Raw genomic sequence first — 22,016 nt, forward strand, 5'->3', positions numbered from 1 at the left:
AATTTTTCCGGTACGAGGCGGCCTGTGCCGCCGTCCAGGGCCGCCCGGCATGGCGACGTCCGTCGCCGCGCGCCTGCACCGGCCCATTGGAGTGACGAGAGTCATGGATACGTCCAGCATCAACGCCCAGAGCATCTTCGACGACAACGCAGCCACGCTGAAACTGAGCTGGCTGACGGGGCATGAAGGCTGGGAACGCGGCTTTTCCGCCGACACGGTCGGCAACGCAACGTCGAGCGCCGACCTCGTCGGCCACCTGAACCTGATCCACCCGAACCGGATCCAGGTGCTCGGCGAAGCCGAAATCGACTACTACCAGCGCCAGACCGACGAAGACCGCTCGCGCCACATGGCCGAGCTGATCGCACTCGAACCGCCGTTCCTCGTCGTCGCCGGCGGCGCCGCGGCCCCGCCCGAACTCGTGCTGCGCTGCACCCGCTCGTCCACACCGCTGTTCACGACGCCGATGTCGGCCGCCGCGGTGATCGACAGCCTGCGGCTCTACATGTCGCGTATCCTCGCGCCGCGCGCGACGCTGCACGGCGTATTCATCGACATTCTCGGGATGGGCGTGCTGCTGACCGGAGATTCGGGCCTCGGCAAGAGCGAGCTCGGTCTCGAGCTGATCAGCCGCGGCCACGGCCTCGTCGCCGACGACGCAGTCGATTTCGTCCGACTTGGCCCCGATTTCGTCGAAGGGCGCTGCCCGCCGCTGCTGCAGAACCTGCTCGAAGTGCGCGGCCTCGGCCTGCTCGACATCAAGACGATCTTCGGCGAAACCGCCGTGCGGCGGAAGATGAAGCTGAAACTGATCGTCCAGCTCGTGCGGCGCCCCGACGGCGAATTCCAGCGCCTGCCGCTCGAAAGCCAGACCGTCGACGTGCTCGGCTTGCCGATCAGCAAGGTCACCATCCAGGTTGCGGCTGGCCGCAACCTCGCGGTGCTGGTCGAGGCGGCCGTCCGGAACACGATCCTGCAGTTGCGCGGAATCGACACGTTGCGCGATTTCATGGATCGGCAACGACTCGCGATGCAAGATCCCGACAGTCAGTTCCCCGGCAAACTGGTGTAACCCGCACGCGCCGGCCGCGCAACGCCGACGCGTCGAGCCGGTGCTATGATGAAACGTCAGGATTCTCTGCTTCCCATGCGCATCGTCCTTATCACCGGCATCTCCGGCTCAGGCAAGTCCGTCGCGTTGAACGCGCTCGAAGACGCAGGCTATTACTGCGTCGACAACCTGCCGCCGCACGTGCTCCCCGAACTCGCCCGCTACCTCGCCCAGGACGGCCAGCGCCGGCTCGCGGTCGCGATCGACGCGCGCTCGAGCGCGTCGCTCGACGAAATGCCCGGCCTGATCCGCGAGCTGTCCCGCGAGCACGACGTACGCGTGCTGTTCCTGAACGCGAGCACCCAGTCGCTGATCCAGCGCTTCTCGGAAACGCGCCGCCGCCATCCGCTGTCCGGCTCGCTGTCGCACGATGCGGACGTCGGCCTGCTGTCGTCGCTCGAGGAAGCGATCGAGCGCGAGCGCGACCTCGTCGCGCCGCTCGCCGAATTCGGCCACCAGATCGATACCAGCACGCTGCGCGCGAACGCGCTGCGCACCTGGGTCAAGCGCTTCATCGAGCAGAAGAACAACGACCTGATGGTGATGTTCGAGTCGTTCGGCTTCAAGCGCGGCGTGCCGCTCGACGCCGACCTGATGTTCGACGTGCGCGCGCTGCCGAATCCGTACTACGACCACGAGTTGCGCCCGCTCACCGGGCTCGACCAGCCGGTCATCGCCTTTCTCGACGCACTGCCGATCGTCCACCAGATGATCGACGACATCCATGCGTTCCTGATGAAATGGCTGCCGCACTTCCGCGATGACAACCGCAGCTACCTGACCGTCGCCATCGGCTGCACGGGCGGCCAGCATCGCTCGGTGTTCATCGCGGAAACGCTCGCCGCGCGCCTGGCGCGCGAAGCGAACGTGATCGTGCGGCATCGTGACGCGCCAGTGGATGTCGACGCGTCGTCGCGGCTCGTCTCCGCGGTCGACCGACCCTAGCGACGCCCGCTCCTTCATCAGCGCGCCATGTCCTCCCTATCGACCACCCTGATCGACCTGCCGCTGTTTCCGCTGCACACGGTGCTCTTTCCGGGAGGGCTGCTCCCGCTCAAGGTGTTCGAGGCGCGCTATCTCGACATGTCCCGCGCGTGCCTGCGCGACAACGCGCCGTTCGGCGTGTGCCTGCTGAAGAGCGGGCCCGAAGTCGCGCAGGACGGCGCCGTATCGGTACCCGAAACCATCGGCTGCATGGCGCGCATCACCGAGTGCGATACCGGCGAATTCGGGATGCTGTATCTGCAGGCGGTCGGCACGCAGCGTTTCGAGCTGCTGTCGTATCGCGTCGAAGGCAACGGGCTCCTGGTCGGCATCGCGGAGCCGCTGCCCGACGACATCCCGCTCGAGGGCGAGCAGACGCTCGCGCAGTTCGGCTCGTGCGCCGAAGTGCTCGAGCGCATCATCAACGCGCTGAAGAAGTCCGATCCGGAGAAAATGCCGTTCGGCGAACCGTTCCGCCTCGACGATCCGAGCTGGGTGTCGAACCGCCTCGCGGAACTGCTGCCGCTCGACCTGCGCGCACGGCAGAAGCTGATGGAGTTTCCGGACGTCGGCGCACGCATCGACGCCGTCCATCACGTGCTCGACCGGCACGGCTGGCTTTAAGCCGCGCCTGCTCGTCGCGTCGCGCCTGCCCGACCGAAGGGCCCGCCCGCGCGACGGAAGCCCTGTAGCCATCCGCAGTTTCCGAGCGCACGACCGGCGCCGCGCCCTTCCCCGTTCGTTACAGCAGCGGCCCGCTCAGCGCATCGAGCAGCTTGCGCACCGGCGCCGGCACGCCGTACGCGTCGAGCCGGCTCAGCGGCACCCAGGCGGTGTCCGCGTCCCGCGCATGTGAAGGCAATCCGCCGCCGTCCGCCATGTCGCTCAGCCGCGGCTCGATCTCCAGCCGGAAATGCGTGAACGTGTGCGTGAGCGGCGCGAGCGGCACCGTGCCGCCACCGCCGAAGCCGCGCGCGAGTTCCGCGAGTGCGGCATCACCGTCCGCCTGCGGCAGGCTCCACAGCCCGCCCCAGATGCCGGTCGGCGGCCGCCGCTCCAGTAGCACCGCGTCGCCGTCGCGCAGCACGAGCATCCAGGTCTTGCGCGTCGGCACGGCCTTCTTCGGCCGCGCGGCCGGCAGTTCGCGCTGGCGGCCCGTCGATTGCGCGACGCAGTCGCCCGCGAACGGGCAGCGCACGCAATCGGGCTTGCCGCGCATGCACAGCGTCGCGCCGAGATCCATCAGTCCCTGCGTATAGGCGCTCACGTCGGCCGCGTTCGCGGCATCGGGCAGCAGCGATTCGGCAAGCGCCCACATGTCGTTCTCGACGCGCTTCTCGCCCGGAAACCCCTCGACGCCGAACACGCGCGCAAGCACGCGCTTCACGTTGCCGTCGAGGATCGTCGCGCGCGCGCCATAGGCAAACGATGCGATCGCCGCGGCCGTCGAGCGGCCGATGCCCGGCAGTTCGGCCAGCGCGTCGGGCGTCGCCGGAAACGCGCCGCCATGCTCGGCGACGACAACCTGCGCGCAGCGGTGCAGGTTACGGGCGCGCGAGTAATAGCCGAGCCCGGCCCACAGCGCCATTACGTCGTCGGTCGGCGCGGCCGCGAGCGCGGCGACGTCGGGGTAGCGTTCGAGAAAGCGCGTGTAGTACGGAATGACGGTCGACACCTGCGTCTGCTGCAGCATGATTTCCGACAGCCAGATCCGGTACGGATCGCGGGTGTTCTGCCACGGCAAGTCGTGGCGGCCGTGCTCGCGCTGCCACGCGACCAGGCGCGTGGCGAACGTGCGATGCAACGGCGTGACGGGGAACGGAGCGGGGGCGATGCGGGGCGGCTTCAAGTTGTCTAATTGTGGAAAAGGGTTTCAACGCTGGCAGGTCGGACAGAAATAGGTCGACCGCTGGCCCTGCACGATCTGGCGGATCGGCGTGCCGCACACGCGGCACGGCTGGCCCGCCCGGTCGTAGACGAAGCAGTCGAGCTGGAAATAGCCGCTTTCGCCGTTGCTGCCGACAAAATCGCGCAACGTGCTGCCGCCGCGCTCGATCGCGTCGGCAAGTGTCGCGCGCACCGCGTCGGCCAGCCGCTCGTAGCGCGGCAGCGAGACCTTGCCGGCGGCCGTCGTCGGCCGGATGCCGGCGCGAAACAGGCTCTCCGACGCATAGATGTTGCCGACGCCGACGACCATGTCGCCCGAGAGCAGCGCTTGCTTGACGGACACCGTGCGACCGCGCGTGCGCGCGTGCAGCAGCGCGCCGGTAAAGGCCGGCGAGAACGGCTCGACGCCGAGGCTCGCGAGGAGCGGGTGCGCATGCACGTCGCCCGCTTCGCGCGGGTGCCACAGCACCGCGCCGAAACGGCGCGGATCGCGGAACCGCAGCACGAATTCGTCGAAGATCCAGTCGATGTGGTCGTGCTTCGCGGCGACCGGCACGCCGGCCGCGGGCAACACGCGCAGCGTGCCCGTCATGCCGAGATGGACGATGAACCAGCCTGCGTCGACCTCGAACAACAGGTACTTGCCGCGACGCTCGACGGCGAGCACCTCGCGCGCGCGCAACTGCTCGGCGAGCCCCGCCGGCACGGGCCAGCGCAGCATCGCGGTACGGACGTCGACACGCTCGACGCGGCGGCCTGCGACAAAGGGCTCGATGCCCCGGCGCGTGACTTCGACTTCTGGCAACTCTGGCATGTTTTACGGGTCTGAGGCGAGGGTCTGCTTACATGTGGAACGCGCATGCGTTGCCATGAGAACGGCCGCTCGCCGCGGGGCGCGAAACGCCGCGAATGCCGACGTATTCGCAAGGAGCGCAACGCGGCGAGCGGCCGTTCTCGTGGCAACCCCCAATTAAAAAAGACATTCCACGGGAATGCCCGAAATCGCCCGCCTTGCGGCGTCGCTCGCCGCTAGATCGGCTCGGCCGAACGGCGCTCGTCGCTTCTTGCCAGGCGGGCGATTTCGGGCATTCGCAAGCGCGTTCCACATGTAAACGGACCCTATCACGATCGTGCGTGTATTGTAGCGAGCGCGTTACAATCGGTTGAAACATCGAACGGATTTCCATGACTCTGCCCTCGAAGCTGCTTCAGAAGCGCCCCGCCGCCGTGCGCGGCGTGCGCGCCTTCCCGGTCCGCCGTGCACTCGGCGCCGCGCTGTTTGCCGCCTGGACCCTCACCGCCTTCCCGGCCCACGCGCAGGATCCGGCATCGGACGACGCGGAGCCGCAGGGTGCGTTCGAGCATGTGATGCCGGACGAGCAGAAGAATCTCCCCGGTGTGCCGCTGACGAGCCAGATCGTCTACCAGGTGCTCGCCGCCGAGGTCGCGCTCCAGCGCAACCAACCGGCGCCGGCCTACCAGACCTACCTCGCGCTTGCCCGCGACACGCGCGATCCGCGCATGGCGCAGCGCGCGACCGAGATCGCGCTCGGCGCGCAGAGCCCGGCCGACGCGCTGTCCGCCGCGAACCTGTGGCGCCAGTACGCGCCGGATTCGAACCGGGCGTCGCAGGTCGACGCCGCGCTGCTGGTGCTCGCCGGCAAGCCGGCCGACGCACAGCCGATGCTCGCGCGCGAGCTGGCCCGCGCGACCGGCGAGACGCGCGGCCCGGCGATCCTCGCGCTGCAGGCGCTGCTCGTACGCGGCCCCGACCGCGTCGGCGGCCTCGCGGTGCTGAAGGACATGCTGAAAAGCGACATGAACCGGCCCGAAGCCCAGCTCGCGATCGCGCGGCAACAGCTCGCGGTCGACGACAAGGACGGCGCCGCGCAGTCGCTGAAGCAGGCGCTGGCGCTGCGTCCCGACTACCTGCCGGCGGCGTTGATGCTGTCGCAGATGGGTCCGGCGGAACGCGCGGCCGGCATTGCGTCGTTCGAGAAGTATGTTCAGCAGAATCCGAAGTCGCGCGATGCGCGGCTGGCGCTGTCGCAGCTGTATCTCGCCGACGACCGCCTCGGCGACGCGCAGAAGCAGTTCGAGACGATGCGCAAGCTCGACTCGAAGGATCCGACGCCGTTGATGGCGCTCGCGCTGATCAAGATCCAGCAGAAGAAGCTCGACGAAGCGACCACCTACCTGAAGCAGTACGTACAGCTCGGCGACAAGCAGCCGAACCTCGACGTCGGCCAGGGCTACATCTACCTCGCGCAGATCGCGATCGACCAGAACAACGACGCGCAGGCGTCGCAATGGCTCGACAAGGTCGACCAGACGAGCCAGCACTACCTGCCCGCGCAGATCACGCGCGCGCAGTTGCTGCAGAAACAGGGCAAGACCGACGAGGCGCGCAAGGTGCTCGACGACCTGCCGATCACCGATCCGCGCGACGCGGCCGTGGTCGCACGCACCGACGCGTCGATCCTGTTCACCGCGAAACGCTATCCGGAAGCCGAGGCACGGCTCGGGCAGGCGGTCCAGGACTTCCCGGACGATCCCGACCTGCGCTACGACTACGCGATGGCGGCCGAGAAGACCGGCCACTACACGACGATGGAAAAGCAGTTGCGCGAGCTGATCCGCACGCAGCCCGACAACCCGCAGGCCTACAACGCGCTCGGCTATTCGCTGGCCGACCGCAACCAGCGCCTGCCCGAAGCCAGCAAGCTGATCGACAAGGCGATGACGCTCGCGCCGAACGACGCGTACATCATGGACAGCCTCGGCTGGGTGAAGTACCGGATGGGCGACACGGCCGGCGCAACGAAGGTGCTGCGGCGTGCGTACGAACTGCAGCCGAACGCCGAGATCGGCGCGCACCTCGGCGAAGTGCTGTGGAAGAGCGGCGCGCAGGACGACGCGCGCACCGCGTGGCGTGACGCGCAGAAGCTCGAACCCGACAACGACACGCTCGTGCAGACGCTGAAGCGCCTCCAGGTCAACGGTCTCTGATGCGGATGTTCCCGACGCTTTCCCTGTCCTCCCGCGCGCAGCGCACGCTGGCCGCGGCCGGCGCGGCGCTCGCGCTCGCCGGCTGCGCGAGCACGCCGCCGTCGGCCAGTGCGCCGACGCCGGGCGCGGCACTGCAAACGGCCGCGACGCACGCTTACCATGGCCGCTTCGCGGTGCAGTACGACGACCGTCTCGGCAAGCAGCAGCACGTGTACGGCAACTTCGACTGGCAGGAGCACGGCGACGACGTGTCGCTCGAGCTGCGCAGCCCGCTCGGCCAGACGCTCGCGATCGTGAAATCGACGCCGCAGGCGGCCTCGCTCGAACTGCCGAACCGCCCGACGCAATATGCACCGGACGTCGGCGACCTGATGCAGAAGACGCTCGGCTTCGAACTGCCGCTCGCCGGCCTGCGCTACTGGCTGTTGCCGACGGCCGCGCCCGCGACGCATGCGGAAACCGTGCGCGACCCGGCCGACGGCACGCGCGTCAAGCAGATCCGCCAGGACGGCTGGACCATCGACTACCTTGCCTACGCGGATGCCCCGGCCACGGGCGTCAAACGCGTCAACCTCGTGCGTGCGACACCGCCGCTCGACATCAAGCTCGTGCTCGACCAGTGAGCACCAGCCCAGCCCAGACCTACGCATGACCGATTCGACCCGCTCGCTGCGCAACTGCCTTGCGCCCGCGAAACTCAACCTGTTCCTGCACATCACCGGCCGTCGTCCGAACGGCTATCACGATCTGCAGAGCGTGTTCCAGCTGCTGAACTGGGGCGATACGCTGCACTTCACGCTGCGCGACGACGGCCGTGTCGCGCGCGTCACCGACGTGCCAGGCGTGCCCGAGGAAAGCGATCTCGTCGTGCGCGCGGCCAACCTGCTGAAAGCGCATACGGGCACCGCGCACGGCGTCGACATCGAGATCGACAAGCGCCTGCCGATGGGCGCCGGTCTCGGCGGCGGCAGCTCCGACGCGGCGACGACGCTGCTCGCGCTGAACCGCCTGTGGCAACTCGACCTGCCGCGTGCCGAGCTCCAGTCGCTCGCGGTCAAACTCGGCGCGGACGTTCCGTTTTTTATTTTTGGAAAAAATGCGTTCGCAGAGGGTATCGGAGAGGAATTAGCTGAGGTACAATTGCCGACTCGCTGGTTCTTGGTTGTGACGCCAAGCGTTCATGTCCCCACCGCTGAAATATTTTCAGATGAGTGGTTGACAAGAGATACGAAGCCCGTCACAATTGCTGACTTTCTTGCACAGCAAACCAGCGATGCGGGATGGCCAGATAGCTTCGGCCGGAACGACATGCAGGAAGTTGTAACAAGGAAGTACGCGGAAGTTGCGCTGGCGGTTAAATGGTTGTATGATTTGACCCCCGCGAGGATGACCGGCTCCGGAGCAAGCGTGTTTGCAGCGTTTCACAGCAAGCACGAGGCAGAAGCGGCGAAAGCCAAGCTGCCCGCCAGTTGGAATGGCGCAGTTGCCGAGAGTCTGAACGAGCATCCGCTCTTCGCTTTCGCGTCATGAAGTTTTACTTTGCCGAACGGCCTACACGAGTTCGGTGAAGCAGTCAGTTAAGTGTAGGGGAGTCGCCAAGTTGGTCAAGGCACCGGATTTTGATTCCGGCATGCGAGGGTTCGAGTCCTTCCTCCCCTGCCAAAAATTTTCCCGCATTTCCCGCCCAAGCCTGAAGCAGGTGCACGATGAGCAGCCACAGCCATGATGGCCTGATGGTCTTTACTGGCAACGCGAATCCCGCGCTCGCCCAGGAAGTCGTCAATATCCTTGGTATCCCCCTCGGCAAAGCAATGGTCAGCCGTTTCTCCGACGGCGAGATCCAGGTCGAGATCCAGGAAAACGTGCGCGGCAAGGACGTCTTCGTCCTGCAATCCACGTGCGCACCGACGAACGACAACCTGATGGAACTGATGATCATGGTCGATGCGCTCAAGCGCGCATCCGCCGGCCGGATCACTGCAGCCATCCCCTACTTCGGCTATGCCCGTCAGGATCGACGCCCGCGTTCGGCGCGCGTCGCGATCTCGGCGAAGGTCATCGCGAACATGCTGGAAATCGCCGGCGTCGAGCGGATCATCACGATGGATCTGCACGCCGACCAGATTCAGGGCTTCTTCGACATCCCGGTCGACAACATCTACGCAACGCCGATCCTGCTGGGTGACCTGCGCAAGCAGAACTACTCGGATCTGCTCGTCGTGTCGCCGGACGTCGGCGGCGTGGTGCGTGCCCGGGCACTCGCGAAGCAGCTCAACTGCGATCTCGCGATCATCGACAAGCGTCGTCCGAAGGCGAACATCGCCGAAGTGATGAACATCATCGGTGAAGTCGAAGGCCGCACCTGCGTGATCATGGACGACATGGTCGATACGGCCGGCACGCTCTGCAAGGCCGCACAAGTGCTGAAGGACCGCGGTGCGAAGCAGGTGTTCGCGTACGCGACGCACCCCGTGCTGTCGGGCGGCGCCGCAGATCGCATCGCCGCATCGGCACTCGACGAGCTCGTCGTCACCGATACGATCCCGCTGTCGGCCGAATCGCTGGCCTGCTCGAAGATCCGCTCGCTGACGAGCGCGAGCCTGCTGGCCGAGACGTTCTCGCGGATCCGCCGCGGCGATTCGGTGATGTCGCTGTTCGCGGAATCCTGATCGCGAATCGACTGAACAAAGTATGCGCAGAAAGCGAAGCGGCAACGCTTCGCTTTTTGCACAATCGGACGGGATAGACGAAACCCCGACCGTTTCATCAGGGGCCGCCGTTTGACGGCCCCGTTTTACTGCCTGGTCGCGGGCAGCTAATGGAGAATCATATGAAAGTCGTCGCTTTCGAGCGCCAAGAGCAAGGTACGGGTGCGAGCCGCCGCCTGCGCAACGCTGGTAAGACCACGGGTATCGTTTACGGTGGCGAAGTGGCCCCGCAAAAGATCGAACTCGATCACAACGCCCTGTGGCACGCCCTGAAGAAGGAAGCTTTCCACTCGTCGATCCTCGACCTCGAAGTGGCTGGCCAGTCGCAACAGGTTCTGCTGCGCGACGTGCAATACCACCCGTTCAAGCAACTGGTGCTGCACGTGGACTTCCAGCGCGTTGACGCGAAGAAGAAGCTGCACACGAAGGCACCGCTGCACTTCCTGAACGCGGAAGTCAGCCCGGCCGTGAAGCTGTCGAGCGCGATCGTTTCGCACGTCGCGACGGAAATCGAAATCGAGTGCCTGCCGGCTGACCTGCCGGAGTTCCTCGAAGTCGACCTGTCGAAGATCGAAGCCGGTCAATCGCTGCACGCGAAGGACATCACGCTGCCGAAGGGCGTCGCGCTGGTCGCGCACGTCGACGCGGAAAACCCGGTTGTCGCATCGGCGACGATCCCGGCTGGTGCCGTGTCGGACGCAGCTGAAGGCGAAACGCCGGCTGCCTAAGCGGCTGCCTACGCGCCCCATCGATCCGTTTCACGAAACGGTCGACGCAACCCGCCGCGGCTTGCCCGGCGGGTTTTTCTTTTTCTGCGCCCAGGCGGCCGTTGCCGCCTTCGAAACGTCATGATCAAACTGATCGTCGGCCTCGGCAATCCCGGGGCGGAATACACCGCGACGCGCCACAACGCCGGCTTCTGGCTGATCGACCAGCTCGCCCGCGAAGCCGGCGCGACGCTGCGCGACGAACGCCGCTTCCACGGCTTCTACGCGAAAGCGCGCCTGCACGGCGAGGAAGTCCACCTGCTCGAGCCGCAAACCTACATGAACCGCTCCGGCCAGTCGGTCGTCGCGCTCGCGCAATTCTTCAAGATCCTGCCCGACCAGATCCTCGTCGCGCATGACGAGCTCGACCTGCCGCCCGGCACCGTGAAGCTGAAGCTCGGCGGCGGCAGCGGCGGCCACAACGGCCTGAAGGACATCACCGCGCACCTGTCGTCGCAGCAATACTGGCGGCTGCGGATCGGCATCGGCCATCCGCGCGACCTGATTCCGGAAAGCGCGCGCGCCGGCGCGAAGCCCGACGTCGCGAACTTCGTGCTGAAGCCGCCGCGCCGCGAGGAGCAGGACGTGATCGACGCGTCGATCGAACGCGCGCTCGCCGTGATGCCGATGGTCGTCAAGGGCGAACTCGACCGCGCGACGATGCAGCTGCATCGCAATTGACCGAGCGTCGCACCGGCCCGGTGCATCGGGCCGTCCGGCGCCGCCGGGCGGCTCCGCCCGCCCCACCGCGACGCACACATGCGGTAATCTCGACGTTTTGCCCGACAGGAGCCAAGCGGTGAGCCGTTACTGGAGCGACGTCGTTCAGCAACTCGTGCCTTACGTGCCGGGCGAGCAGCCCGCGCTCGCGCACCCCGTCAAGCTGAACACCAACGAGAATCCCTATCCGCCGTCGCCGCGCGTCGTCGCGGCGATCGCACGCGAACTCGGCACGACCGGCGACACGCTGCGCCGCTATCCGGACCCGGTCGCGCGTGCGCTACGCGAGACGGTCGCGGCCCATCACCGCATCGAGCCCGAGCAGGTGTTCGTCGGCAACGGCTCCGACGAGGTGCTCGCGCACACGTTCCAGGCGCTGCTGAAGCACGACCGCCCGCTGCGCTTTCCGGACATCACGTACAGCTTCTATCCGACCTACGCGCGCCTGTACGGCGTCGACACCACGGTCGTGCCGCTCGCGGACGACTTCTCGATCCGCGTCGACGACTATCTCGACGACGCCGGCGGCGTGCTGTTTCCGAACCCGAATGCGCCGACCGGGCGCGCGCTGCCGCTCGCGGACGTCGAGCGGATCGCGGCCGCGAATCCGTCATCGGTCGTCGTGATCGACGAGGCGTACGTCGATTTCGGCGCGCAGTCGGCGATTACGCTGATCGACCGTCATCCGAACCTGCTCGTCGTGCACACGACGTCGAAGGCGCGCTCGCTCGCGGGCATGCGCGTCGGCTTCGCGTTCGGCGATGCGGCGCTGATCGACGCGCTGAACCGCGTGAAGGACAGCTTCAACTCCTATCCGCTCGACCGGCTCGCGCAGGTCGCCGCGCAGGCCGCGTATGACGACACCGACTATTTCGACGCGACCTGCCGGCGCGTGATCGACAGCCGGACGCGGCTCACGCACGCGCTCGACGCGCTCGGCTTCGACATCGTGCCGTCGGCGGCGAATTTCGTGTTCGCACGCCATCCTGCGCACGATGCGGGCACGATCGCGGCGAAACTGAAGGAACGGGAAATTTTCGTGCGGCACTTCCGGCTGCCGAGGATCGACCAGCACCTGCGCATCACGGTCGGCACCGATGCCGAATGCGACGCACTCGTCGCGGCGTTGCGCAAACTGCTGGCCTGATACGGAAGAACCGGCGCCGGGCGGCGCCGATCTGAAAGCGGAACGTGCGCTCGCCAGTCAACGGGCGCGCGTCACCGCCGGGTCACGACGCGTCGTCGCCCTTCACGGCGATCAGCGCGTGATACTTCTCCATCAATTGCGCGTGCGACTCGTCATGCTGCGGATCGCGCGGAATGCATTCGACCGGACACACCTGCTGGCACTGCGGTTCGTCGAAATGGCCGACGCACTCGGTGCACTTGTTCGGGTCGATCACGTAGATGTCCGGGCCCATCGAAATCGCGCCGTTCGGGCACTCGGGCTCGCACACGTCGCAATTGATGCACTCGTCGGTAATCATCAAAGCCATACTGATCTCACTTCTTCAGGCCAGTGGCCGGCTTCGCAACGAAACCGGCCGGCGCCGCATTACGCGGCAGGGCCTCCCATCGCCGTCACTTTCTCGGTCAGCCACTTCTCGACGGACGGAAACACGAACTTGCTGACATCGCCGCCCAACTGCGCGATTTCGCGCACGATCGTCCCCGAGATGAACTGGTACTGATCGGACGGCGTCATGAACATCGTCTCGACGTCGGGCAACAGGTAGCGGTTCATCCCCGCCATCTGGAACTCATATTCGAAATCGGACACGGCGCGCAGGCCGCGCACGATCACGCGCGCGTTGTTGGTCCGGACGAAATCCTTCAGGAGGCCGGTGAAACTCATCACCTTCACGTTCGGATAATGGCCGAGCACCTCGTTCGCAATCGTCAGACGTTCTTCGAGCGAGAAGAACGGCTTTTTCGCGCGGCTGTCGGCAACGCCCACAACCAGCGTATCAAAAATGCTCGACGCACGCCGCACGAGGTCTTCGTGCCCGCGCGTCAGCGGATCGAACGTACCGGGATACACGGCGACTACCATGTCGCTCCTCCTGTCATCACGCAAACGGGATGGCAGCCGCGCGATGCGCACGCCGCTGCCGGGATGGGCATGCGTCGCCTTTGCGGCGCGCCGCCTCGTATGGAACGCGCATTATTCATCATTTTCGCGCCGCAGCAAATGATAGTGAACCGCACCCGCCTTGCCGTGCTTCTCCACTTGCCAGCCGGCGAGCGCCTCGTGCGCGGCCGGGTCGAGTTCCGCCCCCGTTTCGACGTACAGCGCGCCGCCCGCCGCGACGAGCGGCGCCGCCAGCGCGACCGCGCGATCGAGCACGGCCGGTTCGCCGAACGGCGGATCGAGAAACACGACGTCGAACGCACCGGGCGTGAGCCCGGCCGCGAGCCGCAGCGCATCGGCTTCGGCGACTTCGACCGAGCGGGCGCCGAGCTTGTCCTTGATCGCCCGCAGCTGCTGTGCGGCGCGCGGGTGGCGCTCGACCATCACGACGCTCGCCGCGCCGCGCGACGCGGCCTCGAAGCCGAGCGCGCCGGTGCCCGCGAACAGGTCGAGGCAGCGGCGGCCTTCGAGATCCTGGCCGAGCCAGTTGAACAGCGTCTCGCGCACGCGATCGGGCGTTGGCCGCAGACCGTCGAGATCGAGCACCGCGAGCGGCGTGCGCTTCCAGTCACCGCCGATGATGCGGATCGTGTGCGGCTTGCCGCGGGCAGGAGGGGCCGCCGGGCGGCCGGAAGAGGAACGGGACATACGGAATATCGACGACGGAGGGACCGGGTACGCACAGGGGCGCACCGCCAAACAGGCGCACGTTACCACAGCGGCAACGCGCACTGACGCGAGCGCCACGCCGCACTGATAAAATGCACGGTTTCGGCCGCCGTGCGCCGCGCCCGCGCGAACGCAGAACGGCCCGTCCGGCGCCCCGCCCCTCCCGGCGGGCCTGCCCTCTTCCCGACGTCAGACCATGTTCAGTTTCTTCAAACGATTCAAGAAATCGCAGGAGCCCGATCCGGCGGAATCGCAATCGGCCGACGCGCAGCAAGCGGACGAGCCGTCCGATGCGGCGCCTGCGCGCGATGCGGCGCCCGCGGCCGATGTGCCGCAAGCGCCCGTGCAACCGGCCGCGCCGGCCGTCGTCGTGACGGTCACGCCGACCAACGACGGCCGCGACGAAGTCGTCGAGACGGTCGAGATCGTCCCGCCGCCGCTGCAGGACGCGTCGGCGAAGAAGTCCTGGCTCGCGCGCCTGAAAACGGGGCTCGCGAAGACGGGCTCGAGCATCACCGGCGTGTTCGTCAACACGAAGATCGACGAGGATCTGTACGAGGAGCTCGAAACCGCGCTGCTGATGTCCGACGCGGGCGTCGATGCGACCGAGTACCTGCTCGGCGCGCTGCGCGAAAAGGTGCGCACGGCCCGGCTGACCGACCCGCAGCAGGTGAAGGACGCGCTGCATGACCTGCTCGTCGAGCTGCTGACGCCGCTCGAGAAATCGCTGATGCTCGGCCGCGCGCAGCCGCTCGTGATGATGATCACCGGCGTGAACGGCGCGGGCAAGACGACCAGCATCGGCAAGCTCGCGAAGCATCTGCAGAGCTTCGACCAGTCGGTGCTGCTGGCCGCGGGCGACACGTTCCGCGCGGCCGCACGCGAGCAGCTCTCGGTCTGGGGCGAGCGCAACAACGTGACGGTCGTGCAGCAGGAAAGCGGCGATCCGGCCGCGGTGATCTTCGACGCGGTCAGCGCCGCGCGCGCGCGCAAGATCGACGTGATGATGGCCGACACGGCCGGCCGCCTGCCGACGCAGATTCACCTGATGGAAGAGCTGAAGAAGGTGAAGCGCGTGATCTCGAAGGCGCACGACGGCGCGCCGCACGAAGTGCTGCTGGTGATCGACGCGAACACCGGCCAGAACGCACTCACGCAGGTGAAGGCATTCGACGACGCGCTCGGCCTCACCGGCCTGATCGTCACGAAGCTCGACGGCACCGCGAAGGGCGGGATCCTCGCCGCGATCGCGCGGCAACGACCGGTGCCCGTCTACTTCATCGGCGTCGGCGAAAAGGTCGAGGACCTGCAGCCGTTCAGCGCGGTGGAATTCGCGGACGCGTTGCTCGGCTGAACCTCGCCGGCACGCATCGCACGGGGCGCCTTCGGGCGCCCTTTTTCATGCGTGCGCGCTCATGCTCGCAGCGGGTGCGCCGCGCTCACTCCGCGTCGGGCTGCACGCCCGGCTCGGCGGCCTTGAACGCATCGAGCGTCGCGGCATGATCGACGATCCGCTGGATCGTCGGAAAGCGCGTGGTATCGATCGAGAAGCGGTTCGCGTTGAACACCTGCGGCACGAGGCACACGTCGGCGAGCGTCGGCGTGTCGCCGAAAACCAGCTTGCCGGTGCGCGGATCGTTCGCGAGACGCGACTCGAGCGTTTCGAAGCCGGCCTCGATCCAGTGCCGGTACCACGCGTTCTTCGCCTCCTCGGGCACCTTCAGCGTGTGCTTCAGGTACTTCAGCACGCGCAGGTTGTTGAGCGGATGGATTTCGCACGCGATCTGCAGGGCGACCGCGCGCACGTACGCGCGATCGACCGGCTCCTTCGGCAGCAGCGCGGGCTCGGGATGGGTTTCCTCGAGATACTCGATGATCGCGAGCGACTGCTGCAGCGTCGCGTCGTCGTCGATCAGCGTCGGCACGACCGCATCCGGGTTCAGTGCGCGGTACGCGTCCTTCAGCTGCTCGCCGCCGTCGCGCAGCATGTGCACGGGGACATAGTCGAACGGCAGCCGCTTCAGGTTCAGGGCGATCCGCACGCGGTACGACGCGGAACTGCGGAAATAGCTGTAGAGCTTCATGGGATGTCTCTCGTAGTCGTATTCGGCCGGCAACGGCACGGGCGCGGCGCAGCCGGCGCGCGCACCGCCGGGACCCAGAGTGTAGCGCGGCACGATGCGCGCCTGCGCCCGTGCGATACTCGGGGCATTCCTCACCGCTCACCGCGCGGCCCGATGCCGGCCGCCCGCCCCACGCCCCGATGACCGCTTCCCACGATCCCGCCACCGCTCCGTTCCCGTGCGCCCGCTTCATCAAGGAAATCGGCCGCGGCCCGCACGGCGCGCGCGCGCTGTCCGCCGAGGACACGTTCGAGCTCTATCGCGCAATGCTCGACGCACGCGTGTCGGACGTCGAACTCGGCGCGATCCTGATCGCCTATCGGCTGAAGGGCGAATCCGCCGACGAACTGGCCGCGATGCTCGCCGCCGCGCAGGCATCGTTCGAGCCCGTGCATGTGCAGGACGCGGCATTCCGCCCGGTGGCGATCCCGAGCTACAACGGTGCGCGCAAGCAGCCGAACCTCGTGCCGCTGCTCGCGCTGCTGCTCGCGCGCGAAGGCGTGCCGGTGCTCGTGCACGGTGTGGAGCGCGATCCGGGCCGCGTGACGAGCGCGGAAATTTTCTCGGCACTGTCGCTCGCGCCGTCGACGTCGCACGATGCGATCGAAGACATGCTCGCCGAGCGCCGCGTCGCGTTCGCGCCGATCGAAGTCCTGGCGCCGCGCCTTGCACACCTGCTGTCGATGCGCAGCGTACTCGGCGTACGCAATTCGACGCACACGCTCGTGAAGATCCTGCAGCCGTTCGCGCCGGCCGGGCTGCGGCTCGTCAACTACACGCATCCGCCGTACCGTGACAGCCTCGCGCAGCTGTTCCGCGATCATCCGGACGCCGCGCTCGGCGGCGCGCTGCTCGCGCGCGGCACCGAGGGCGAAGCCGTCGCCGACACGCGGCGCCAGGTGCAGGTCGACTGGCTGCACGACGGCGCGTGCGACACGCTGATCGAGGCCGAACGTTCGTCGACCGACGCGCCGCCCGTCGCGCTGCCCGAATCGCGCGATGCGGCGACCACGGCCGCGTGGACGGACGCCGTGCTGCGCGGCGAGGTGCCGGTGCCGGACACGGTTTCGCGGCAGGTCGCGACGATCGTGCAGATCGCCCGTATCGCGCGCTGACGGCACGGCCGGCGACCCGCCCCTTTATCCCGACCATTTGACACACTGCCGCATCCTGGCATAGAGTGGTCGCCATGCGTTCCTTTCCGAACACCCTCCGAATTACCTCCGGCCGCCTAGCGCGGCCGCTATCGCTACGACTAGCCTAAGGCTGTCGTAGCGCCGTGTGCTGTCCGCACGGTCCCTCCCAGCAGTTCCTCGCAGTACCCCTCTCGCAGTTTTTACAACCGAAGTCGTCAGCATTCGTCCGTCTATCCGTCGGCCGATTCGCGAAGATCATCCGCATCTGCGGCGCCATTGCGCGCGGCGGTGCGAGGCAGCGCCAACCGTCGCCCATGCCGCCCGTCTTCGCTCGCGACTTGAGACCCGAGGTCCAGAAGATGCAGCGCAATCCGCAAGACAAATACCGTCCGTTCGAGCCCGTCCGCCTCAATGGCCGCCGCTGGCCGTCCCGCACCATCGAGCGTGCGCCCGTGTGGATGAGCACCGACCTGCGCGACGGCAACCAGTCGCTGATCGAGCCGATGAGCATCGAGCAGAAGCTGGAGTTCTTCGAGATGCTGGTTGCGATCGGGTTCAAGGAGATCGAGGTCGGTTTTCCGTCGGCGTCGCAAACCGACTTCGATTTCGTCCGCAAGCTGATCGACGACAAGCGGATTCCGGACGACGTGACGATCGAGGTGCTCGTGCAGTCGCGCGAAGACCTGATCGCCCGCACGCTCGACGCGCTCGAAGGCGTGCCGCGCGCGATCGTGCACCTGTACAACGCGGTCTGCCCGTCGTTCCGCCGCATCGTGTTCGGGATGTCGAAGAACGACGTGAAGGCGCTCGCGATCGACGGCACGCGCATCGTCAAGGAACACGCGGCCGCGCGCCCCGATACGCAGTGGACCTTCCAGTACTCGCCGGAAACCTTCAGCATGACCGAGCTGACGTTCGCACGCGAGATCTGCGACGCGGTCGCGCAGACGTGGCGCCCGACCCGCGACCACAAGATGATCGTCAACCTGCCGGCCACCGTCGAAGCCGCGAGCCCGAACGTGTTCGCCGACCAGATCGAATGGATGGACCGCAACCTCGCGTATCGCGACAGCATCGTGCTGTCCGTGCATCCGCACAACGACCGCGGCACCGCGGTCGCGGCCGCCGAACTCGCGCTGCTCGCGGGCGCCGACCGCATCGAGGGCTGCCTGTTCGGCAACGGCGAGCGCACCGGCAACGTCGATCTCGTCACGCTCGCGCTGAACCTCTACACGCAGGGCATCGACCCGGGCCTCGACTTCTCCGACATCGACGCGGTGCGCCGCGTCGTCGAGCGCTGCAACCAGATTCCCGTGCATCCGCGCCACCCGTACGCGGGCGACCTCGTGTTCACCGCGTTCTCGGGCTCGCACCAGGATGCGATCCGCAAGGGCTTCGCGCAGCAGCGCCCCGACGCGGCCTGGGAAGTGCCGTACCTGCCGATCGACCCGGCCGACCTCGGCCGCAGCTACGACGCGGTGATCCGCGTGAACAGCCAGTCCGGCAAGGGCGGCGCGACGTTCCTGCTCGAACGCGGAATGGGCTTCACGCCGACGCGCCGCGTGCAGATCGAATTCAGCCATGCAGTGCAGACGCTCGCCGACGCATCGGGCGAGGAAGTGACGGGCGACGCGATCTGCGCGCTGTTCGCACGCGAATTCTTCGAGACCGACGGCCCGGCCGCACGGCACGGCAGCAGCGCACGCTGGCAGAACCGCGAGATCGCGGCAGCGGCGCCCGCCGCCGATGCGACGCCCGAGGACGCGGTGCGACGTTTCGCCGCGGCATTTGCAGCGGCCGCCGGCGCCGCGATCGACATCGCGTCGTGCGAACACGCCCGCACGACGGACGGCCGGATCGCGGTATCGGTCGGCTGCCGGGTCGGCGATGCGCCGCTGCGGCACGGTGTCGGCCTGCATGCCGATGCGGCGAGCGCCGCGCTCGACGCGGTCGTCAGCGCGATCAACCGTTCGGCCTGGCACTGCACGGACCGCCGCGTGGCGGCGTGACCGCCGGGCTTCGACTCAGGGTGACATGCCAGCGAGCGGTGCGTGACCGCCCGTGCGCCGCGCAATCCGCGCCGCACGGGCCAGCAAAAAGCGGCCCACAAGGCCGCTCGATTCGGGGACATGAAAAGGAGCGCGATGCGCGCTCATGTCTCGGTCGCGCACCGCGTCGCCTGCCACGCGAACAGGCTCCAGCGGCCCTGCTCGTGCGTGTGGACGGAGGTATAGGCAATCGGGAAGACCAGACCGCCGTTGTTCGTTTCCATCTCGATCAACGCGCGCCCCGTGACGACGCAGGTTTCGTCGCCGACGGGCAACACGTCCTGAGACTGGATTTCGATCTGGCGATAGCGGCGGCGGCCGGCGACGATGGCGTCGATGAACTGCTGCTTGGTTTCGCGTTTGCCATTGGTGTGGACGAAGAACACCTTGTCCGACAATAGCGCGTCGAGCGCCTCGCCGTCCCCGTCCACCATCGCCCGGAACCGATCGCGCTCGAGCGCGCGGATCGCATCGATCACCTTCGCCATCGCCTGACTCCTCGGCAACGCGCCCGCCGTGCGCGGGCGTACGGATCAGAAGTTGTACTGCACGTAGAACTGGTGGAAATTTATACCAGGATTCGGCTCTTTGATACCCGCGTTAGACACATGTTCAAAACGGTAGCCGACCTGATACTGTTGCCGTTGGCCGAACTGCACGCCGACGCCCGCAGTCGGTGCGAACTGGAACGCGGTCGACAGCGAAAAATTGTTCGAGATCGTAGGGTGTGTCAGAAGCCGGACACCACCGCCGGCCTCGATGAACGGGCGAATCTCCCCCGCGCTCCTGATGAAGCGGAACATCGGCGTCACGCCGAATTCGCCGATGCTGCTGTGGACGTTGCCGCCCGTGTGCCAGTACCCGACGTGCCCTTCGACGACAAACGCGAAGTGCCAGCCGCCGACCTGCCACCAGTTCCAGCCCGGATCCCACACGACGCCGAGATCGCCCTTGTCGATCCCGCGACGATCCGAAAACCCGCCGCCCGCCTGGATCCCCCATCGATCCGCAAACGCCGCACCCGATCCGCCCAGAAGTGACGCTGCCAACAATGCATGCAGCGCAAGCCGGCTGCGGGGCCGGCGATTCTTCTTATTGTTCATCTGACACTCCAACTTTTTGGGTTGAATGGAGCCTGCCGCAACGGCTTGGCCCGAGCGAACTGAATGTTATGGTAAAGGACTTTTCGGATCGGCATCACGAAGCGAAATGGCTTCCTTCCAAAACGACAAAAATCGAAATCGTCTACTGATTGTCATCAGAAACAACGGCTTACGGAACTTCGCGTCGCGCCTCCTGTCGCAGATTAGACTATCGACTCCACTTGATCGATAGAAAAACCGGGAACTCGGATGCCCCCGCCCGCTCTAAGGAATTAGCACTCGTCTTGCGGGAGTGCTAAGATGGCCCACGGAATCTCATTCGAGACCGGGGGTTTGTCCCTGATTCCAAAGGAGTTTTTTTAGTGAGCAACGCCCTGACCCTCCCGAATACCCTGAGCCCGACGCCGGCCAAGGCCGAATCGGCAGGCTCGCTGGCGCTCGCAGCCCAATCGATGTTGCCCGGCCAGCTCGGCAACATCGACGCGTATATCCAGGCCGTCAACCGCATCCCGCTGCTGACCGCCGAAGAGGAACGCCAGTACGCAACCGAATTCCGCGAAGGCAACAACCTCGACTCGGCGCGCCGCCTCGTGCTGTCGCACCTGCGTCTGGTCGTGTCGATCGCGCGCAACTATCTCGGCTACGGCCTGCCGCACGGCGACCTGATCCAGGAAGGCAACATCGGCCTGATGAAGGCCGTGAAGCGCTTCGATCCGGCGCAGAACGTGCGTCTCGTGTCGTATGCGATCCACTGGATCAAGGCCGAGATCCACGAGTACATCCTGCGCAACTGGCGCATGGTGAAGGTCGCGACGACGAAGGCGCAGCGCAAGCTGTTCTTCAACCTGCGCAGCCACAAGAAGTCCATGCAGGCGATGACGCCCGAGGAAATCGACGGCCTCGCGCAGGAACTCAACGTCAAGCGCGAAGACGTGACCGAGATGGAAACGCGCCTGTCGGGCGGCGACATCGCGCTCGAAGGGCAGGTGGAAGACGGCGAGGAGTCGTACGCGCCGATCGCCTACCTGGCCGACTCGCACAACGAGCCGACCGCCGTGCTCGCCGCGCGTCAGCGCGACTCGCTGCAGACGGACGGCATCGCGCAGGCACTCGAGGCGCTCGACGCCCGCAGCCGCCGCATCATCGAGGCACGCTGGCTGCACGTCGACGACGACGGCTCGGGCGGCTCGACGCTGCACGATCTCGCGGCCGAATTCGGCGTGTCCGCGGAACGTATCCGCCAGATCGAAGCGAGCGCAATGAAAAAGATGCGCACTGCCCTCGCCGAATACGCGTAAATCCACGGCGATTTAGAGCGCCTCATCGAAAACCGCTGCCCGACCGGCAGCGGTTTTTTTTCGCCCGTCTTTTTCGCGTGCTTGCACACGCTTCTGCGTGCGCTTCAGCGCGCATTTCTCCGCCCGTTTCTTCGTCCGTTTCTTCGTCCGCTTCACTGCCGATTAATTTGACCTGATTCGTCGGGTATCAGGCCGTTTCCGGGCCCCTTCCGCATAACCTTGATCTGCCTCAACTTTTGCCCCGCGTTTCGCGACGGTCTGCCGCAGCGCAGCACTCGGCATCGGAAAGCCGTCCTTTTAAAATTGGCATGTCCGGCGCAAA

General features: G+C 66.6%; 22 protein-coding genes and 1 tRNA gene. 15 read left to right on the top strand and 8 right to left on the bottom strand.

The window, feature by feature from the left end:
* Positions 1-103 precede the first annotated feature (103 nt).
* The 3 genes from hprK (at position 104) to ACWMMN_RS14855 (ending at position 2,719) form a co-directional block, all read left to right on the top strand.
* Positions 104-1,072 carry an HPr(Ser) kinase/phosphatase gene (hprK, locus tag ACWMMN_RS14845; RefSeq protein ID WP_011353227.1) on the top strand — a complete coding sequence of 323 codons (969 nt, stop codon included), beginning with the start codon at positions 104-106 and terminating at the stop codon, positions 1,070-1,072.
* 75 nt (positions 1,073-1,147) lie between these two features.
* Entirely contained in the window at positions 1,148-2,056 is a 909-nt protein-coding gene (gene rapZ / locus ACWMMN_RS14850; RefSeq protein ID WP_059233170.1) for an RNase adapter RapZ, read from the top strand.
* A 27-nt stretch (positions 2,057-2,083) separates the two neighbouring features.
* Positions 2,084-2,719 (top strand): LON peptidase substrate-binding domain-containing protein, encoded by a 636-nt coding sequence (locus ACWMMN_RS14855; protein WP_059233169.1) that lies wholly within the window; start codon positions 2,084-2,086, stop codon positions 2,717-2,719.
* 118 nt (positions 2,720-2,837) lie between these two features.
* Here ACWMMN_RS14855 and mutY read toward each other — a convergent pair whose 3' ends face one another.
* Together mutY and mutM are read right to left on the bottom strand one after the other, a co-directional pair.
* The gene (gene mutY, locus ACWMMN_RS14860) at positions 2,838-3,944 is read right to left on the bottom strand and encodes an A/G-specific adenine glycosylase (RefSeq protein ID WP_174994103.1); all 1,107 of its coding nucleotides are present in this window, start codon (positions 3,942-3,944) and stop codon (positions 2,838-2,840) included.
* 24 nt (positions 3,945-3,968) lie between these two features.
* Complete coding sequence (mutM, locus tag ACWMMN_RS14865) at positions 3,969-4,796, bottom strand: bifunctional DNA-formamidopyrimidine glycosylase/DNA-(apurinic or apyrimidinic site) lyase (protein ID WP_174994102.1); 828 nt, start codon at positions 4,794-4,796, stop codon at positions 3,969-3,971.
* 371 nt (positions 4,797-5,167) lie between these two features.
* Here mutM and ACWMMN_RS14870 point away from each other — a divergent pair, with 371 nt between their 5' ends.
* The 8 genes from ACWMMN_RS14870 (at position 5,168) to hisC (ending at position 12,333) form a co-directional block, all read left to right on the top strand.
* Positions 5,168-6,991, top strand: a complete 1,824-nt coding sequence (locus tag ACWMMN_RS14870; RefSeq protein ID WP_059233167.1) for a tetratricopeptide repeat protein — start codon at positions 5,168-5,170, stop codon at positions 6,989-6,991.
* A complete protein-coding gene (lolB, locus tag ACWMMN_RS14875) occupies positions 6,991-7,614 on the top strand; it encodes a lipoprotein insertase outer membrane protein LolB (RefSeq protein WP_059233166.1) in 624 nt (207 codons plus the stop codon). Before ACWMMN_RS14870 ends, lolB begins: the two co-directional genes overlap by 1 nt.
* A 25-nt stretch (positions 7,615-7,639) precedes the next feature.
* Positions 7,640-8,521: a 4-(cytidine 5'-diphospho)-2-C-methyl-D-erythritol kinase gene (gene ispE / locus ACWMMN_RS14880; protein ID WP_059233165.1), complete on the top strand. Its 882-nt coding sequence runs from the start codon at positions 7,640-7,642 to the stop codon at positions 8,519-8,521.
* A gap of 55 nt (positions 8,522-8,576) precedes the next feature.
* Positions 8,577-8,653: transfer RNA gene (locus ACWMMN_RS14885), tRNA-Gln, on the top strand.
* 44 nt (positions 8,654-8,697) lie between these two features.
* Complete coding sequence (locus tag ACWMMN_RS14890) at positions 8,698-9,660, top strand: ribose-phosphate pyrophosphokinase (protein ID WP_059233164.1); 963 nt, start codon at positions 8,698-8,700, stop codon at positions 9,658-9,660.
* A 161-nt stretch (positions 9,661-9,821) separates the two neighbouring features.
* On the top strand, positions 9,822-10,427 hold the full coding sequence (locus ACWMMN_RS14895; protein WP_059233163.1) for a 50S ribosomal protein L25/general stress protein Ctc: 606 nt from the start codon (positions 9,822-9,824) through the stop codon (positions 10,425-10,427).
* Between the two features lie 120 nt (positions 10,428-10,547).
* Positions 10,548-11,147 (top strand): aminoacyl-tRNA hydrolase, encoded by a 600-nt coding sequence (pth, locus tag ACWMMN_RS14900; RefSeq protein ID WP_021163050.1) that lies wholly within the window; start codon positions 10,548-10,550, stop codon positions 11,145-11,147.
* Between the two features lie 118 nt (positions 11,148-11,265).
* Positions 11,266-12,333 (top strand): histidinol-phosphate transaminase, encoded by a 1,068-nt coding sequence (gene hisC, locus ACWMMN_RS14905; RefSeq protein ID WP_342702930.1) that lies wholly within the window; start codon positions 11,266-11,268, stop codon positions 12,331-12,333.
* Positions 12,334-12,415: 82 nt separating this feature from the next.
* Here hisC and ACWMMN_RS14910 read toward each other — a convergent pair whose 3' ends face one another.
* The 3 genes from ACWMMN_RS14910 to rsmD all read right to left on the bottom strand — a co-directional run bounded on the left by ACWMMN_RS14910 (position 12,416) and on the right by rsmD (position 13,965).
* Positions 12,416-12,682, bottom strand: coding sequence for a YfhL family 4Fe-4S dicluster ferredoxin (locus tag ACWMMN_RS14910; protein ID WP_006477774.1), 267 nt, complete (start codon positions 12,680-12,682; stop codon positions 12,416-12,418).
* Positions 12,683-12,741: 59 nt separating this feature from the next.
* Positions 12,742-13,239 (bottom strand): pantetheine-phosphate adenylyltransferase, encoded by a 498-nt coding sequence (gene coaD, locus ACWMMN_RS14915; RefSeq protein ID WP_021163047.1) that lies wholly within the window; start codon positions 13,237-13,239, stop codon positions 12,742-12,744.
* Between the two features lie 111 nt (positions 13,240-13,350).
* Positions 13,351-13,965 carry a 16S rRNA (guanine(966)-N(2))-methyltransferase RsmD gene (rsmD, locus tag ACWMMN_RS14920; RefSeq protein WP_059233161.1) on the bottom strand — a complete coding sequence of 205 codons (615 nt, stop codon included), beginning with the start codon at positions 13,963-13,965 and terminating at the stop codon, positions 13,351-13,353.
* Between the two features lie 217 nt (positions 13,966-14,182).
* Here rsmD and ftsY point away from each other — a divergent pair, with 217 nt between their 5' ends.
* Positions 14,183-15,340 carry a signal recognition particle-docking protein FtsY gene (gene ftsY, locus ACWMMN_RS14925; protein ID WP_174994100.1) on the top strand — a complete coding sequence of 386 codons (1,158 nt, stop codon included), beginning with the start codon at positions 14,183-14,185 and terminating at the stop codon, positions 15,338-15,340.
* An 85-nt stretch (positions 15,341-15,425) separates the two neighbouring features.
* Here the strand turns inward: ftsY and maiA are convergent, their stop codons facing one another.
* Entirely contained in the window at positions 15,426-16,070 is a 645-nt protein-coding gene (gene maiA / locus ACWMMN_RS14930; protein ID WP_059236603.1) for a maleylacetoacetate isomerase, read from the bottom strand.
* A gap of 179 nt (positions 16,071-16,249) precedes the next feature.
* On the opposite strand from maiA, the gene ybiB reads away from it, so the two are divergent.
* Both ybiB and leuA read left to right on the top strand, forming a co-directional pair.
* Positions 16,250-17,224, top strand: a complete 975-nt coding sequence (gene ybiB / locus ACWMMN_RS14935; protein WP_059233159.1) for a DNA-binding protein YbiB — start codon at positions 16,250-16,252, stop codon at positions 17,222-17,224.
* A gap of 380 nt (positions 17,225-17,604) precedes the next feature.
* Positions 17,605-19,254: a 2-isopropylmalate synthase gene (gene leuA, locus ACWMMN_RS14940; protein ID WP_486422809.1), complete on the top strand. Its 1,650-nt coding sequence runs from the start codon at positions 17,605-17,607 to the stop codon at positions 19,252-19,254.
* Positions 19,255-19,397: 143 nt separating this feature from the next.
* Here leuA and ACWMMN_RS14945 read toward each other — a convergent pair whose 3' ends face one another.
* Both ACWMMN_RS14945 and ACWMMN_RS14950 read right to left on the bottom strand, forming a co-directional pair.
* Entirely contained in the window at positions 19,398-19,781 is a 384-nt protein-coding gene (locus ACWMMN_RS14945) for a nuclear transport factor 2 family protein (protein WP_059233157.1), read from the bottom strand.
* 45 nt (positions 19,782-19,826) lie between these two features.
* The gene (locus ACWMMN_RS14950) at positions 19,827-20,396 is read right to left on the bottom strand and encodes an acyloxyacyl hydrolase (RefSeq protein ID WP_059233156.1); all 570 of its coding nucleotides are present in this window, start codon (positions 20,394-20,396) and stop codon (positions 19,827-19,829) included.
* 362 nt (positions 20,397-20,758) lie between these two features.
* On the opposite strand from ACWMMN_RS14950, the gene rpoH reads away from it, so the two are divergent.
* Positions 20,759-21,694, top strand: coding sequence for an RNA polymerase sigma factor RpoH (gene rpoH, locus ACWMMN_RS14955; protein WP_059233155.1), 936 nt, complete (start codon positions 20,759-20,761; stop codon positions 21,692-21,694).
* Positions 21,695-22,016 lie beyond the last annotated feature (322 nt).

The sequence above is a fragment of the Burkholderia cepacia complex sp. TUM26381 genome, from assembly GCF_057439935.1.